At 64.2% G+C, this 15,730-nt stretch carries 16 protein-coding genes and 3 tRNA genes; 13 read left to right on the forward strand and 6 right to left on the reverse strand.

What is annotated here, in order from left to right; translation table 11 throughout:
- The first annotated feature begins 22 nt into the window (after positions 1–22).
- From era to nagZ, 5 genes are all read left to right on the forward strand, one after another.
- Entirely contained in the window at positions 23–922 is a 900-nt protein-coding gene (gene era / locus VOM14_RS06990) for a GTPase Era (RefSeq protein ID WP_327627988.1), read from the forward strand.
- Positions 909–1,826 carry a DNA repair protein RecO gene (gene recO, locus VOM14_RS06995; RefSeq protein ID WP_327627989.1) on the forward strand — a complete coding sequence of 306 codons (918 nt, stop codon included), beginning with the start codon at positions 909–911 and terminating at the stop codon, positions 1,824–1,826. Before era ends, recO begins: the two co-directional genes overlap by 14 nt.
- Positions 1,823–2,587: a pyridoxine 5'-phosphate synthase gene (gene pdxJ / locus VOM14_RS07000; protein WP_327627990.1), complete on the forward strand. Its 765-nt coding sequence runs from the start codon at positions 1,823–1,825 to the stop codon at positions 2,585–2,587. Before recO ends, pdxJ begins: the two co-directional genes overlap by 4 nt.
- A 26-nt stretch (positions 2,588–2,613) precedes the next feature.
- Entirely contained in the window at positions 2,614–3,063 is a 450-nt protein-coding gene (acpS, locus tag VOM14_RS07005; RefSeq protein WP_327628122.1) for a holo-ACP synthase, read from the forward strand.
- A gap of 71 nt (positions 3,064–3,134) precedes the next feature.
- The gene (gene nagZ / locus VOM14_RS07010; RefSeq protein ID WP_327627991.1) at positions 3,135–4,163 is read left to right on the forward strand and encodes a beta-N-acetylhexosaminidase; all 1,029 of its coding nucleotides are present in this window, start codon (positions 3,135–3,137) and stop codon (positions 4,161–4,163) included.
- Between the two features lie 120 nt (positions 4,164–4,283).
- Here nagZ and VOM14_RS07015 read toward each other — a convergent pair whose 3' ends face one another.
- From VOM14_RS07015 to earP, 4 genes are all read right to left on the reverse strand, one after another.
- Positions 4,284–5,666: a sigma-54-dependent transcriptional regulator gene (locus VOM14_RS07015; protein ID WP_327627992.1), complete on the reverse strand. Its 1,383-nt coding sequence runs from the start codon at positions 5,664–5,666 to the stop codon at positions 4,284–4,286.
- A gap of 306 nt (positions 5,667–5,972) precedes the next feature.
- Positions 5,973–6,179, reverse strand: a complete 207-nt coding sequence (locus VOM14_RS07020; RefSeq protein ID WP_327627993.1) for a CsbD family protein — start codon at positions 6,177–6,179, stop codon at positions 5,973–5,975.
- 267 nt (positions 6,180–6,446) lie between these two features.
- The gene (gene efp / locus VOM14_RS07025) at positions 6,447–7,004 is read right to left on the reverse strand and encodes an elongation factor P (protein ID WP_091792575.1); all 558 of its coding nucleotides are present in this window, start codon (positions 7,002–7,004) and stop codon (positions 6,447–6,449) included.
- A gap of 401 nt (positions 7,005–7,405) precedes the next feature.
- Positions 7,406–8,680 (reverse strand): elongation factor P maturation arginine rhamnosyltransferase EarP, encoded by a 1,275-nt coding sequence (gene earP, locus VOM14_RS07030; RefSeq protein WP_327627994.1) that lies wholly within the window; start codon positions 8,678–8,680, stop codon positions 7,406–7,408.
- Positions 8,681–8,835: 155 nt separating this feature from the next.
- Between earP and uvrC the strand changes: the two genes are divergently transcribed.
- From uvrC to VOM14_RS07070, 8 genes are all read left to right on the forward strand, one after another.
- Positions 8,836–11,043 carry an excinuclease ABC subunit UvrC gene (gene uvrC, locus VOM14_RS07035; protein ID WP_327627995.1) on the forward strand — a complete coding sequence of 736 codons (2,208 nt, stop codon included), beginning with the start codon at positions 8,836–8,838 and terminating at the stop codon, positions 11,041–11,043.
- A gap of 155 nt (positions 11,044–11,198) precedes the next feature.
- Positions 11,199–11,789, forward strand: a complete 591-nt coding sequence (pgsA, locus tag VOM14_RS07040) for a CDP-diacylglycerol--glycerol-3-phosphate 3-phosphatidyltransferase (protein WP_327627996.1) — start codon at positions 11,199–11,201, stop codon at positions 11,787–11,789.
- A gap of 144 nt (positions 11,790–11,933) precedes the next feature.
- A tRNA-Gly gene (locus tag VOM14_RS07045) sits at positions 11,934–12,009 on the forward strand.
- A gap of 72 nt (positions 12,010–12,081) precedes the next feature.
- Positions 12,082–12,157 (forward strand) — tRNA-Gly (locus tag VOM14_RS07050).
- A 98-nt stretch (positions 12,158–12,255) separates the two neighbouring features.
- Positions 12,256–12,329 (forward strand) — tRNA-Cys (locus tag VOM14_RS07055).
- A 141-nt stretch (positions 12,330–12,470) separates the two neighbouring features.
- Positions 12,471–13,229 (forward strand): TraB/GumN family protein, encoded by a 759-nt coding sequence (locus VOM14_RS07060; RefSeq protein ID WP_327627997.1) that lies wholly within the window; start codon positions 12,471–12,473, stop codon positions 13,227–13,229.
- 124 nt (positions 13,230–13,353) lie between these two features.
- The gene (locus tag VOM14_RS07065; protein WP_327627998.1) at positions 13,354–13,671 is read left to right on the forward strand and encodes a hypothetical protein; all 318 of its coding nucleotides are present in this window, start codon (positions 13,354–13,356) and stop codon (positions 13,669–13,671) included.
- Positions 13,672–13,760: 89 nt separating this feature from the next.
- Positions 13,761–14,285 carry a GNAT family N-acetyltransferase gene (locus tag VOM14_RS07070; protein ID WP_327627999.1) on the forward strand — a complete coding sequence of 175 codons (525 nt, stop codon included), beginning with the start codon at positions 13,761–13,763 and terminating at the stop codon, positions 14,283–14,285.
- Positions 14,286–14,318: 33 nt separating this feature from the next.
- Here the strand turns inward: VOM14_RS07070 and VOM14_RS07075 are convergent, their stop codons facing one another.
- Positions 14,319–15,215, reverse strand: coding sequence for a cytochrome c oxidase assembly protein (locus VOM14_RS07075; protein ID WP_327628000.1), 897 nt, complete (start codon positions 15,213–15,215; stop codon positions 14,319–14,321).
- A 17-nt stretch (positions 15,216–15,232) separates the two neighbouring features.
- On the reverse strand, positions 15,233–15,712 hold the full coding sequence (locus VOM14_RS07080; RefSeq protein ID WP_327628123.1) for a copper chaperone PCu(A)C: 480 nt from the start codon (positions 15,710–15,712) through the stop codon (positions 15,233–15,235).
- Positions 15,713–15,730 lie beyond the last annotated feature (18 nt).

Here is a 15,730-nt window from a genome sequence, read left to right on the forward strand (position 1 = left end):
CCGAACCTGCCGTAGCCCGAATATGAACGCTCCCACTCCCACTGGTTTTCGCTGCGGCATGGTCGCGATCGTCGGCCGTCCGAACGTCGGCAAATCCACGCTGATGAACGCGCTGGTCGGCCAGAAAGTCAGCATCACGTCGCGCAAGGCGCAGACCACGCGCCACCGCATCACCGGCATTCACACGCTTGAAGACGCACAGTACATTTTCGTCGACACACCCGGTTTCCAGACCAAGCACAGCGGCGCGCTGAACCGCTCGCTGAACCGCGCGGTGACGTCCACGCTGACTTCCGTCGACGCGATCCTGTTCGTGATCGAAGCCGGCCGCTTCGGCGCGGACGATCAGAAGGTGCTCGACCTGATTCCGCCGTCGGTGCCCACGCTGCTGATCGCGAACAAGCTCGATCGCGTGTCCGACAAGGATTCGCTGTTCCCGTTCATGCAGCAGATGAGCACGCTGCGCCAGTTCAGCGAAATCGTGCCGCTGTCGGCCAAAAACACGGACGACATCAGGCGCCTGATGGAGACCGTCAAGCCTTATCTGCCGGAAGGCGCACCGATTTATGGCGAAGACGATCTGACCGATCGCAGCGAGCGCTTTCTGGCTGCCGAAATCCTGCGTGAAAAAGTGTTCCGCTGGACCGGCGACGAGCTGCCCTACACGAGCACCGTGCTGATCGACAAGTTCGAAACGGAAGGGCGCCTGCGCCGCATCTTCGCGACGATCCTCGTCGAGCGCGACACGCACAAGGCGATGATCATCGGCCAGAAGGGCGCGAAGTTGAAGCAGATCAGCACCGAGGCGCGTCTCGATATGGAAAAGCTGTTCGACGGCCCGGTGTATCTGGAAACCTTCATCAAGGTGAAAAGCGGTTGGGCCGACAACGAAGCGGGACTTCGTGCGTATGGGTACGAATGACGCGTGGGCCACGCTGAATTCCGACACCGACCCGGACAGTTCCGAGCCGGCCGCGCCGCCGCGCGAGCCGTCGAAACCCGCTCGCGGCACCCGCAAGTCGTCCACTAAAGGCGCGACCGAAGCGGGCGCGGGCGGGGAGCCGCGCAGGACGCCGGCTCGCAAGCCTTCGCGCAGTGCCGCTTCCGTTTCCGAATACCGGATTGCCGAGCAGCCCGCGTTTGTTCTGCACAGTTATCCGTATCGCGAGACGAGTCTGATCATCGACGTGCTGTCGCGCGATCACGGCCGTCTCGCGCTCGTCGCGAAGGGCGCAAAGCGTCCGCACTCGGCGTTGCGCGGCGTGTTGCAGACGTTCCAGCCGCTCGCGCTGTCGTGGTCCGGTAAATCCGAAATGCGCACGCTGACCGGCGCCGAATGGGTCGGCGGCATGTTGCCGCTGACGGGCGGCGCGCTGCTCTGCGGCTTTTACGTCAACGAACTGCTCGTGAAGTTCTGCGCGCGCGAAGATCCGCATCCGCAACTGTTCCATCACTACGTCGTCACCATGACGCGTCTCGCGCACGACGAGCCGCCCGTGCAGGTGCTGCGTTCGTTCGAACGCGTGCTGCTGCGCGAAACCGGCTACGCAATGGCGCTCGATCGCACCGTCGCGCGCAAAGCGGTCGAGGCCGACCGCCGATATGTGTTCGACCCCGAGCGCGGCGTGCGAGAAGCAAGCGACGATCTGCCCGCGCAATGGCCAGTCGTCGCGGGCCAAACCTTGCTCGATATGGAACAGGACGATTACCATCGAGCGCAGACCGTGGCGCAAAGCAAAACGCTGATGCGCTTTCTGCTCAACACCTATCTTGGCGGCACGCCGCTCGCGACACGCCAGATCCTGATCGACTTGCAGAACTTATGAGCTTCTTTCTAACGTCGCCGAACGTGATCGATCTCGGCGTGAACATCGACCACGTCGCCACGCTGCGCAACGCGCGCGGCACCTCGTATCCCGATCCGATCCGCGCCGCGCTGATGGCCGAGGAAGCCGGCGCCGACGCGATCACGCTGCATTTGCGCGAAGACCGCCGTCATATCGTCGACGCCGACGTGCGCACGCTGCGTCCGCTCCTGAAAACGCGCATGAATCTCGAATGCGCGGTTACGCAGGAAATGCTCGACATCGCGTGTCAGGTCCAGCCGCACGACGTTTGCCTCGTACCGGAAAAGCGCCAGGAATTGACGACCGAAGGCGGTCTGGATGTCGCCCGCCAGTTCGAGGCCGTGCGCGCCGCGTGCCGCCAGCTTGCCGACGCGAACTCGCGCGTGTCGCTGTTCATCGACCCCGACGAGACGCAGATTCGCGCCGCGCACGAAGCCGGCGCGCCCGTCATCGAGCTGCACACCGGACGCTACGCGGAAGCCCACGATCCCGCCGAACAGCAGCGCGAATACGAGCGCGTGGTTCGCGCGGTCGAATTCGGCGCGACGCTTGGTATCAAGGTCAATGCGGGCCACGGCCTGCATTACACGAACGTGCAGCAGATCGCGGCGATCGAGGGCATCGTCGAATTGAATATCGGCCACGCGATCGTCGCGCATGCGATTTTCGCCGGCTGGGACAACGCGGTGCGCGAGATGAAGGCGATCATGGTCGCCGCGCGTCTCGGCGCGCGCGCGTGATGCGCTCCGACGCGCAGGCTCCGCGCATGGCGATCTACGGCATCGGCACGGACATCGTGCAGGTCAGCCGCGTCGCGGCTGTCATGGCGCGCACCAACGGCCGCTTCGCCGAGAAGGTGCTCGGCCCCGACGAATTGCGCGTCTATCACGCGCGCCATGCCCGTTCGGCGGCGCGCGGCCTCGCGTTTCTCGCCACGCGCTTTTCGGCGAAAGAAGCGTTTTCGAAGGCGATCGGCCTCGGCATGCGCTGGCCGATGACATGGCGTGCGCTGCAAACGCTCAACAAGCCGAGCGGCGAACCCATGGTGGTGGCGTCCGGCGAACTCGCCGAATGGCTCGACGCACGCGGCATCACGGCGCGCGTGACGATCAGCGACGAGCGCGACTATGCAGTGTCGTTCGTGATCGCCGAGAGCGCGCAAGCCGACGAGGCGAAGGGCGCGAACGTCGCGAACGCCGCGCGCGTCGCCGAATAGACATCAGTCGTGAACGCGGCGCATGGCCGCCGCGTTTTTCTTTGCTCCAGGCATTCTTCAAGCGAAATTCGATGAAAACCATTCCCGGACCGGTGATGCTCGACGTGGTCGGCAAGACGCTGAGCGAGGACGACAAGCGCCGTCTCGCTCACCCGATGACCGGCGGCGTGATCCTGTTCGCGCGCCATTATGAAAGCCGCGCGCAGCTCATGGCGCTGACCGAGTCGATCCGCGCGATTCGCGAGGATCTGCTGATCGCCGTCGATCACGAAGGCGGCCGCGTGCAGCGCTTTCGCACCGACGGCTTCACCGTGCTGCCGTCGATGGGCAAGCTCGGTGCGCTGTGGGACAGCGACGTTCTGCACGCCACCAAGGTTACGACCGCGGTCGGCTATATCCTCGCTTCCGAGTTGCGCGCGTGCGGCATCGACATGAGCTTTACGCCGGTGCTCGACCTGAACTACGGGCAGTCGCAGGTGATCGGCGATCGCGCGTTTCATCGCGATCCGCGCGTGGTCACGATGCTCGCCAAGAGCCTCAATCACGGCCTCGCGCTCGCGGGCATGAGCAACTGCGGCAAGCACTTTCCGGGACACGGCTTCGCGCAGGCGGATTCGCACGTCGCCATGCCCGTTGACGACCGTTCGCTCGACGACATCCTGCGCGACGACGTCGCGCCGTACGACTGGCTCGGTTTGTCGCTGGGTTCGGTGCTGCCCGCTCACGTGGTTTATCCGAAAGTCGACTCGAAGCCGGCGGGTTTTTCGCGCGTGTGGCTGCAGGACATTCTGCGCGGCAAGCTGCGCTTCGAAGGCGCGATTTTCAGCGACGACCTCTCGATGGAAGCCGCGCGGCAAGGCGGCACGCTGGCCGAAGGCGCGAGCGCCGCGCTTCAGGCGGGCTGCGACATGGTGCTGATCTGCAACCAGCCGGAAGAGGCGGAAAAGGTGCTCGACGCGCTGCGCTTCACGCCGTCGAAGGAATCGCGGCAGCGGCTAAATCGCATGCGTCCGCGTGGCAAGGCGCTCAAGTGGAGCAAGCTCGTGGCCGATCCGCAATATCTGCAAGCGCAGGCTCTGCTGCGCAGCGTGTTCGCGTGAGCGGCGCGTAGCCCGAAAAGCGCGACGAAAACGCATCATAAAAAAACGGCGCCTCATTGCGAGGCGCCGTTTTTCGTTCCGCATCTGGCATCTTGCCAGACGCCGCGCGTGAAGCCTGCGTCAGTTCAGGCGCATCCGTTGCAGCTTGTTGTACAGCGTCTTCGGACTGATGCCGAGCAGGGATGCCGCGCGGTGACGCGTGCCGCCGACTGCGTCGAGCGTCGCGCGAATCAACATTTCCTCCACGTCCGCGAGCGGCGTGCCGACGGTGACCTGCACGCGGCTGCCGTTCAGATCGCGGCCGTTGACCGAGCCCGCTTCGTCGGCGCGCAACGACTCCAGCACGTCGCCGGACGCGTGATACGCGCGCCGCACGCGCTCCTCCAGCTCGCGCACGTTGCCCGGCCATTCGTATGCGAGACATTCGCGCTGGAAATTCGGCCCGATCTGCTTGGCGATCTCCGACGCGCCGCGCGTTGCCGCATCGTGATTCAGTTCGTCGACGATCGCCTGCGCGATCAGCGGCGGATCTTCGCCGCGCTCGCGCAACGGCGGCAGCGTCACGGCGGCTGCTTCGAGGCGCAGCGCGAGGTCTTCGTGCAGGCTGCCGTCGGCCACCGCGGCGCGCGGCGATTTGCGCGTCGACGCGATCAGCCGGAAATCCGTCACGACCTGGCTCGTGCCGCCGACGCGTATGAACGTCTGCGAATCGAGCGCGCGCAGCAGCGCTTCCTGTTGCGCGCGCGGCAATTCCGCGATTTCGTCGATGAAAAGCGTGCCGCCGCTTGCCTGCTCGAACAGGCCCGGCTCGCGCTGCTCCGTGCCGCTGAACGCGCCGCGTTCGTGGCCGAACAACAGACTATCCAGCGAAAGATTCGCCGCCGCGCCAGCCGCGTTCCGGCAGTCGAGCGTGACGAACGGCCCCTTGCGACGCCGGCTCATGTCGTGCATCGTGCGAGCCGCGACCTGCTTGCCGGTGCCGGGTTCGCCCGAGATCAGCACGGCGGCTTCCGTCGGCGCAATATGTTCGATGGTGTCGTAGACGTGCTGCATCGCGCCGCTGCGGCCCAGCATCGAGCCGAAACGGCCGAGTTGACGCAGCGACGCACGCAGCGTCTGGACTTCCTCGGTCAGCTCGTAGGGGCGCGGAATGCGCGCGAGCAGGCTGCGAAGGCGCGGAATGTTGACGGGTTTCAGCAGATAGTCCCAGATCCCGTGCCGCAAGCCTTCAATCGCGCTTTCCACGGTCGCGTTGCCGGTCATCACGATAACGGGCAATGCGCCGCCGGGCGGATGCGCGGGCAGATGCTGCAACAGATCGAGCCCGCTGCCGTCCGGAAGATTCAGATCGACCAGTACGACGTCGGGGATGAAGCGCGTCAGCGCGGCCCGCGCTTCTGCAATGGTGGTCGCCGTATCGACGGAGAAACCGTCGGCGGCCAGAATGGCGGATAGACCTGACAGGCTATTGGGATCGTCTTCAACAATCAGGGCGTGTGGCATGGCGAGCGCAACTTTATAGATGGATGGAATACCGCCTCGTCACGCCTCGGCGGGGCGCGCGATGCGGGCACGATGGCTGGCCGGTACTGCCGGTCGGATGCGTCGCCTCGCGCACAGCGTCATCCGAGGCGGCGCAAAAGCGGTCCTCCAGTCGGGGTGAGCACTGGGCCCGGCGTGCATGACGCCGGTCGGAGCGGGCGGCGAGTCGATTCATGTAGTTCTGGTCCTAAGCTGGGGTTTTCAGGCGGCGGCCCGGAATCTGGTCTGTTCCGTTGCGCCCCGCCTCTACTTCCTTCTTTTGTTGTGTCAGAAATCACGGTGGCGGTCGAAAAAGCGCCGTACTTCAAGTTCGGCGTCTTCGCGGCTCTTGCCATAGCGTTCCTGGATCAGACCTGTGAGGCGGTCTTCGCGGCCTTCGGCTCGGGTGAGTTCGTCGTCGGTCAGTTCGCCCCACGCCGCTTTTGCCTTGCCAACCAGTTGCTTCCACTTGCCTTCAGCGATGTCGTTGTTCATAGCGCATCTCCGGAGTCGAGAGACATAAAGGGTGTCTGACGAATAAGCAGAATTTATGCCAGCTGCATTTGTTGTGACGGATCAAGGGCTTATGTTCTGGCGGACGGCAACGTCGAACATCGCGAATAGCAAATTGGTAGAAAAGTGCCGGTAAAGTTTTCCTCAACGACACGCGGCGGCACAAAAAAGAAAAAGCGCCCAATCTGGGCGCTTTTTCTCTTTTTTCCCAGCGCGCGGGACAGCGCGCTGGAAGGGGCTTGCCGGCGCTTACGCGCGGCTGCGGTACTCGTGCGTACGCGTGTCGATTTCGATCTTGTCGCCGATGTTGCAGAAGAGCGGCACTTGCAGTTCGAAACCCGTGGTCAGCTTGGCGTTCTTCAGCACCTTGCCCGACGACGTGTCGCCCTTGACAGCCGGTTCCGTGTAGATGATTTCGCGGACCAGCGTGGTCGGCAATTCGACCGAGATGGCCTTCTCGTTGTAGAACACGACTTCGCAAGCCATGCCGTCTTCGAGGTAATGCAGGGCGTCGCCCATCATTTCGGCTTCGACTTCGAACTGGTTGTAGTCGGCGTCCATGAACACGTACATCGGGTCGGCGAAGTACGAGTACGTCACTTCCTTGCGCTCGAGCACGACGACGTCGAACTTGTCGTCTGCCTTGTACACGCTTTCCATGCCTGCGCCGGTCAGCAGGTTCTTGAACTTCATTTTGACAACGGCGGAGTTGCGGCCCGATTTGTTGTATTCGGCCTTTTGCACAACCATTGCGTCTGCGCCGATCATCACGACGTTGCCGGTGCGGAGTTCCTGTGCGGTCTTCATAAAACTGTCCTGTACGAAATTAATAGCTTCAAACTTTTGCTCAACGGCATACGGCGCAAGCGGCTTCGACGTTTCCTGGGCGTTCTCGCCGCGCCGCGTGAGGGCGGTTTGGCGCGAAGCGGCGCATGAAGCGCGGTTGGCTTGCTGCGGGATTCGAGAACGCGTTGCCGATGCCACGCGTTCCGCCATTCCCACGATCCGTTACCTGCTTTTTACCCGATGCGGGCGTGTACACGAGTGGCGCCGACCGGCAGCAGGGTCCCGTTCTACCGAGCGGGATGAGCCGCGCGGGGGACCTAAGGAACCCAGGGAACCCAAGGGAACGATTAAACCAGGAACTGAACCCAGGATTTTTTGCTGCGATCGGGCCGCGCTTGCGTCGTCGGCCGTTGGATAACCGCTTATTTTAACTGAGTTTTTGCAAACTCTGCCAGATTTCCGGCGAGGTCGCCGACTTGCGCCAGTTCGCCGGCCCAGTCGGCCGCGCGCCGCTGCAGCGCCGGGCAGTGGCGGCGCAACGCCGCCCAGTCCGGCTCGCCCGCGCCGTTCCACGCGTGCCAGAAGCGCGCGAGCGCGGCGCGGGTGTCGACGGAAAGCGTGCGGGCGTAGTGCGCGAGCGCGGCGTCGAGCTTCGGCAGGTGCGCGTCGTCGGCTTGCGGGTAGATGTGCCAGACGAATGGCCTCGCCGCCCATTGCGCGCGCACGAACGAATCTTCGCCGCGCACGAAATTGACGTCGCTTGCCCATAACAGCGCGTCGTAGCCGCCTTGCTCGGTGAACGCGAGCCCGTGAGCGCTCAAGCCGCCGCGCTCCGCATGGGCGCCCGCCGCGAACGCAGGCAGTCCGAAAAAGCGCGCGAGCGCGCCGGAAATCCGGCCTTCCGGCACCAGCAGCACTACCGGTTCGGCGCTGTCGCGCCATTGTTCGAGAAGACTGCCGACGGCCGGATTTTCGTAGGCGAACAGTGAGATCACGGTCGCGCCGGCAGGCTGCGCGCGGCCCACGGTGCTCAGCCACCAGGCTTCGCGCGCCTCCGGCGAGGCCTCGAACGCCGCGCGCGCGGCATCCAGGGGCTTTTCCTTCAGCACGCCGCCGGTGCCCGGTCCCAGCCCCGGAAAGAAAAACGTCTTGACGAGCGGATAGCGCGGATGCGGCGACGGCCGCAGATGAAAGTCCGCCACCCAGTCTTCGGCGCTCAGATATTCGAGATTAATCCACACGGGCGCGCGCTCGCGCTGCGCCATCGCCGCCACGTAGACGGGCGGCAGTTCGCAGGCAAACGCCTCGATCACGACGTCGGCGACTTCGAGCGTGTCGCCCGCGTGCGCCGGCGTATGCCAGTGTTCGACGACGACACCGCCGACCGTCTGCCTCGCGCGATCCAGCGCGAGCGCGGGGCACAGCTTCTGGAACGCATGCAGATCGTCGACGAATACGCGCACTTGCCAGCCATGCTCGCCCGCAAGCTGGCGCGCGAGACGCCAGCAAACGCCGATGTCGCCGAAATTGTCGATCACCGCGCAGAAAATATCGCAGGCGATCGCGGAGGGCGGCGCGGCGGCCTGAGTGGCCGCCTGAGTGGCCGCCTGAGTGGCCGCCTGAGTGGCTGCCTGAGTGGCTGCCTGAGTGGCTGCCTGAGTGGCGGAAGGTTGGGTGGACGGCGCAGTGGAGGGCATCGGCGGGCTCGGACGTACGCGGAATGTTCTAAACTGGCGATTCTAAAGCACCCGTTCGACCTCGCGCCGGGCCTGCGCCAAACGCGCCTCACGCGCGACCAGGGGCGCGCCCGGGGCGCGAGTCCTCGCGAGACGTTCCACCCAGCCGATTCTGCATGACCGAACCCGAAGCAAGCATCGATTTCGAGCCCAAGAAGGTGCTCGTCCAGTTGCCGCATCTGCCCGGCGTCTATCGTTATTACGACACGCACGGCGCGGTGCTATACGTCGGCAAGGCGCGCGATCTCAGGAAGCGCGTGTCGAGCTATTTCACGAAGACGCAACTGTCGCCGCGCATCGCGATGATGGTGACGCGCATTGCGCGCATCGAGACGACCGTCACGCGCTCCGAGGCCGAAGCGCTGCTGCTGGAAAACAATCTGATCAAGGCGCTCGCGCCGCGCTACAACATTCTGTTTCGCGACGACAAGTCGTATCCGTATCTGAAGCTGACGGGCCACAAGTTCCCGCGCATGGCCTATTACCGCGGCTCGGTGGATCGCAAGAACCAGTATTTCGGGCCGTTTCCGAGCGCGTGGGCGGTACGCGAGAGCATTCAGATCCTTCAGCGCGTCTTCCAGTTGCGCACCTGCGAGGACTCCGTCTTCAACAATCGCACGCGGCCGTGTCTGCTGCATCAGATTGGCCGCTGCACGGCGCCGTGCGTCGCGAACATCAGCGAAGAAGACTACGCGCGCGACGTCGCGAATGCATCGCGCTTCCTGCTCGGCCGGCAGGGCGAAGTGATGAAGGAACTCGAACAGAAGATGCACGTGTTCGCGAGCGAGCTGAAGTTCGAGCAGGCAGCGGCCGTGCGCAACCAGATGAGTTCGCTGTCCACGGTGCTGCATCAGCAGGCCATTGAAGTGGGCAGCGACAGCGACGTGGACATTCTCGCGGTGGTCGCGCTGGGCGGCCGCGTCTGCGTGAATCTCGCGATGGTGCGAGGCGGCCGGCATCTCGGCGACAAGGCCTATTTCCCCGCGCACGTGGAAAGCGCCTTGACGGCGGAAGAGGGCGGTCTGGAAGACGGTGGTGCGGGCGAGGTGCTGGCCGGTCCGGCAGCGGATGCGGGCTCGGATGTCGCGGATGTCGCGGGTGCCTCGGATGTGGAAGAGGATGCGGCTGACGGCTTGGCCATCGCGCAAGACTTGCCGCCGGAAGAAGACGATTCCGCCGACAACGCCGCCAACGCCGACGAGCCCGACGCGGAACCCGGCATGCAGCCCGACGCCATGGCCGAACCGGCGACGCCGCGCAAAGGCCGCGCGTCGGGCGGGATCGAATCGGAAGTGCTCGAAGCGTTCATCGCGCAGCATTACCTCGGCAACCGCGTGCCGCCCGTGCTGGTGGTCAGCCACGCGCCGGCCACGCGCGAACTCGTCGACGTGCTGATCGAGCAGGCCGGCCACAAGGTCACGGTGCTGCGTCAGCCGCAAGGCCAACGGCGCGCGTGGCTTGCGATGGCCGAGCAGAACGCGCGGCTCGCGCTCGCGCGGCTGCTCTCGGAACAGGGCTCGCAGCAGGCCCGCACGCGCGCGCTTACCGACACGCTCGGCATGGAGTGCGACGACCTCGCGCACGTGCGTATCGAATGTTTCGACATCAGTCACACGATGGGCGAGGCGACTCAGGCGTCGTGCGTCGTGTATCACCATCACAAGATGCAGTCGTCGGAATATCGCCGCTACAACATCACCGGCATCACGCCCGGCGACGACTACGCGGCCATGCGTCAGGTGCTCACGCGCCGCTACGAGAAGATGGTCGCGCAGGCTGCCGCCAACGCGAGCGACGAAGCCGCCGAGCTGCAAAGCGATGCGGCCGCCGATCCGTCGCTGGCCGCCGAAGCCGCGGAACCCGTCGCGGCGGGCGGTATCTTGCCGACCATCGTGCTGATCGACGGCGGCAAGGGTCAGGTCGAAATCGCGCGGCAGGTGTTCACGGAACTCGGGCTGGATACCGGCATGCTGGTCGGCGTCGCGAAGGGCGAGGGCCGCAAGGTCGGCCTCGAAACCCTGATTTTCGCCGACGGCCGCGCGCCGCTCGAACTCGGCAAGGAAAGCGCCGCGCTCATGCTCGTCGCGCAGATTCGCGACGAGGCGCACCGTTTCGCGATCACCGGCATGCGCGCAAAACGCGGCAAGACGCGTCAGACCTCGCGGCTCGAGGAACTCGAAGGCGTGGGCGCGAAGCGGCGTCAACGGCTGCTCGCGCGCTTCGGCGGACTGCGCGGCGTGGTCGCGGCGAGCGTCGAGGACCTTGCGAGCGTCGAAGGAATTTCGCAGGCGCTCGCGGAGCAGATCTACCGGCAACTACACTGAGCGCGGCTCATTCGCGGCTCGGGTAGGGCGCGCGCGGTTCGTGAAAACGGACGCGCGCGCGGCGCTCCCGCCTCGCTCGCGGCGCCGCTTTGCTTGTGGCAGGCCCGGCGACGCGGCACAATTGCATCTCTCCTGTCAGACGCTGCGCCTGCCCCATGCCGTTTAACTTCCCGATTTTCCTGACCTGGCTGCGGATCGTTCTGATCCCGCTCGTCGTCGGCGTGTTCTATTTGCCCGACATGATGATGAGCCCGGCGCACCGCAATCTCGCGGCGGCGACGATCTTCGTGCTGGCGGCGCTGACCGACTGGTTCGACGGCTTTCTCGCCCGCAAGTGGAATCAGACCTCGGCGTTCGGCGCGTTTCTCGATCCGGTCGCCGACAAGCTGATGGTGACCGCCGCCTTGCTCGTGCTGGTGCAGCTTGCGCGCATCGACTCAGCCATCGCGCTCGTGATCGTCGGACGCGAGATCGCGATCTCGGCGCTGCGCGAGTGGATGGCGCAGATCGGCGCGTCGAAGAGCGTTGCCGTCAATTCGCTCGGCAAATTCAAAACCGCCTGTCAGATGGTGGCGATCCCGATGCTGCTGTTCTACGGTCCGCTGTCATTCGGCTCCGTGACGATCGACACGCGCGGGTGGGGTTCGTGGCTCATCTATCTCGCGGCATTCCTGACCATCTGGTCGATGCTTTACTACATGAAGCTCGCGTGGCCGCAAATTCGCGAGCGCGGCGGTGCGGTTTGATCGCTGAGTTAAAGAGATACGCAAAAGGGGTTGACACGTTTCAGTCGTTTCTCCATAATCTCGTTTCTCCGATGCACGCAGTTCCAAGTGCCGGTTGCAGTAGAAAGAAGAAGGCAGCAGTAGCAGGAAAAAAGCAGCACATACGCGGGAGTAGCTCAGTTGGTAGAGCGCAACCTTGCCAAGGTTGAGGTCGCGAGTTCGAGCCTCGTCTCCCGCTCCAGATTTTTGAAGCAGCGCGTTGTAGAAGTTGTTTGGCGAAGTAAAAGTGCAAGGCGTTGCGAAGCAGTGCAATGCGGGAGTAGCTCAGTTGGTAGAGCGCAACCTTGCCAAGGTTGAGGTCGCGAGTTCGAGCCTCGTCTCCCGCTCCATACATCAGGGGAAGCAGCGCTTCCCTTTTTGTTTGATGGGCTGATGGTTGTCCAGCAAACAAATCAGTGAATCTGCATCTAGATTCCAATCCGCTTGCGGCGCGATAGCAAAGCGGTTATGCAGCGGCCTGCAAAGCCGTTTAGGCCGGTTCGACTCCGGCTCGCGCCTCCAGTAGTTGAAGTAAAGAAAAGCCCCGCCATGTCGGGGCTTTTCTTTTTTCCGCGCGCTGAATCTGCCGCCTATGTCGCCGTCCATGTGACGCGGGCCCGACATAGCGCACAATGCGTGTCTGTTCCTCGCTCCCGAAAGTGCATGTATCTACATCTCACCGGCACCAATGTGCGTCTGCTCGGCTCCATGCATCTCTTTCCCGCGTCGAGCCGCAGAACGCCGCCCTGGATCGCGCAAGCTTATGACTGGGCCGACACGCTGGTGTTCGAATCCGACGCGCCGACCATTTTTCCTTTCCTGAGAGCCGATCCGCACGGCGGCGCGCAACGCCTGCAACCTTTGCTTTCCGTCGATGCCTGGACGCGTCTGCAAGCAGCGTGGCCCACGGAAGGTCCGCTGGCGCCGCTCGTCGATCTGCGCCCGTGGGCCGCGATGATCGTTGCGCCGACGCTGTTCCAGCAAGTCGTCGAAGGTGTCGAGCCGCGGATGCTTCGTTCGGCGACTGCGCAGGGCAAGCCGTATCGATATCTGGAAACCGCACAGGAAGTCGCCGCCGCGCTCGAAGCGATCCCGCTACAGGCCGTGGGCGCCGTGCTCGCCGTGCTGATGGGCGACCTCGATGAGCCGCAGCGCACGCTCGAACGCATGCATGTCGCGTGGATCGAGGGCGATCTGGCCGCCGTGCATCGCATCGCCGTCGAATCGCCGATGTTCAATCTGCCCGAGATTCGCCGCGCCATTCTAGATACGCGCAACAGCATCTGGGCCGCGCGTCTGCAAGCGCTGTTCGCGCGCCCCGAGCGAACTCTCGTCGTGATCGGCGCGCTGCATCTATGCGGACCGGATAACCTGGTCGATTGTCTCGCGCGGCCGGTTGAACCGGTTTTGCCGGGCGAATAAAGCAGGCGCAGGCAACTGCACACGCGCAGGCAACCTACGGGCGCAGCTAAAAGCGCACAGCTTAGATGCCGCGAACTGTCCACATCACCATCTGCATTACATACGATGGTTTCAGGGAACACTCATGCAAGTGCGGCCAACTTCCACCAACGAAAGCCTGCGACTCGACACCTTACGCGGGTTGCATATCCTCGATACGCCGCCCGAAGAACGCTTTGACCGGGACGACGCCGCCACGCGGGAAGTCACGCAGCGTCTCACGCAACGGCTCGACGAGCATAACGACGAGGCGCAGCGCGGCTATCGCATTTGCTATAGCGTCGGCCAGATCCCGTACGGCGCCGCCCGGCACGCCACTGTCGCCGAGTTGCTCTCGGCTGTCGACGCCGCGATATATAGCCACAAGCAGGCGTCGAAAGCTCGCACCGCTCGCGGCGCCTGAGCGCGCGAGTCGTTCCACGTTCGCCGCGCGCGGCATAATGGCTCTTTGCCGTCGTGCCCGACGGCGTGTCCCTTTCTGAAAAGCCTGTCATGACTGAAGCGCAGCACACCGCAGCCGCACGGCTCTCGGCACTCGAATGGCGTTGGAAATCGTTCGATCAACTTTCCGGCGCCGAAGTCTACGCCATGCTCGCCGCGCGGAGCGCCGTCTTCGTGATCGAGCAGAAGTGTCTGTACGGCGATATCGACGGTCTCGACCTCGACGCGTGGCATCTGTTCGCGTTCGGCGCGGCTATCGAGGCAAACACGGCGGCTGACGCAGCCGCGGCGCGACCGCCGCTCGCCGGCTATCTGCGCGTTCTGCTGCCCGACGCCGGCGACAGCGACATCCGCATCGGCCGCGTGCTGACAACGGCGGAATTTCGCGGCATCGGCTTGGGCAATGCGATGCTGGATCGCGCGATTGCGCAGATCCGCAAGCAGTGGCCGGGCACGCCGATGCGCTTGCACGCGCAGGCGCATCTGCAAGGCTTTTACGGCGCGTTCGGTTTTGGGCCGGTGTCGGCGATCCACGAAGAAGACGGCATTCCGCACGTCTGGATGCGTTCGGCCTGAGTGTCGCGCTTGCGAGCCGCGCCCGGTCAGGTATCAGCGGTGGCCGGCGGCCGTGGAAGAAGCGGTTCTTGCAGCGTGCGCATCCGTGTCACGTGCCGACGTCGCGCGCCGTTCGCTGCGCAGGCGTCCGCGTGCGGAGAGCCGCATCCAGTGACGCAAGGCGACGAGCGCGCCGATCACGCTCATCATCGACCCGGGAATCCACAGCAGCAGGCCGCCGATCTGCTGATCGCGCATCGGACTCAGCCATGTGAATGCGCGGCCGCAGATCGAATAGATCGGATATAGCTCGCGCGGCGTGAAAAAGATGAATGCCCCGAGGACGATCTGCGGCGGAATTGCGGCGATCACCACCAGCACGCGCTTGCCCGGCGACAGGCGCGCGGGCGGCGCCGGACGCGGATCGAGCACGAGCCACCAGAACAGCAGGCCGTCGATCACCATGCTCCAGTTCATCACGCGATAAAGCCGCCAGTCGAGCATCGCGACGAAATGAACGGGCGACATCAGCCAGAAGTAAATCAGCCCAACGAACAAAATGACAGCGACGGCGGGATGCATCACCACGTCGAGCAGCTTGCGCACGAACGGCGTGGTGAGCGCCGGGCGCACGAAGCGCTGTCGCCAGCTGAACGGAATGCCCGCGCGCAGCGCCACGCCCGGATACGACAGCGCGATAAAAAACGGTCCCAGATGATGCAGCACCAGATGCTGCGCGCGATGCATGAAGAACTCATGCTCGAAGAAATAGTCGAGCCGCGTGTGCAACGCGATGTACAGCGCCACCAGCCCGAACCAGAACGACACGCGCCGCGCCAACGAGAGCTTCGCTTTGCGCGCGCCGCGCACGAAAAGGACGGCCGGCACGAGCAGCGCGATCACGACTGTCGGCGAGAATTCCCAAGGATCGAGCCAGTAGAGCAGATTCATTGCCGCGAGTGACGGGGTTACTGGGTCTGCGCGGGCGACTTGACCGCGAAGGGCGTGTCGAGCGTTTCGCCGTCGGAGAACTTCAGCTTCAGATGCACGGTGTCGCCCGGCGCGACCTTGTGCTTCGCGTCTTCAAGCATGATGTGATAGCCGCCCGGCGCGATGGCGACCTGGCTGTGCGCGGGAACCGTGAGCTTATCGACCATCACCATTTTCTGCGACGAGCCGTTCGAGACCGTTTGATGCAGCATCGCGTCGGCGTAATCGCCACTCGAAATATCGACGAGATCGACCGGCTTGTCGCCGCCGTTCACGAGTGTCGCGTAGCCGGCCGCCGGCAGGTTATTCGGCAACCAGCGCACCCATGCATCCTTCACGGCCATGGATCGCGCGCCTGCGGCGTGCGCGGCGGGCGCCACCGTTGCCGCCACGGCAAAAGCGAGCGGGAGAGTGAAGGCGCCGGCGAGCAAGGAGAGCGTTTTGCGTTTGATCGTCATCTGGGTCATGGGTAAAAA

It is taken from the genome of Paraburkholderia sp. MPAMCS5, from assembly GCF_036016995.1.
Taxonomy (GTDB): domain Bacteria; phylum Pseudomonadota; class Gammaproteobacteria; order Burkholderiales; family Burkholderiaceae; genus Paraburkholderia.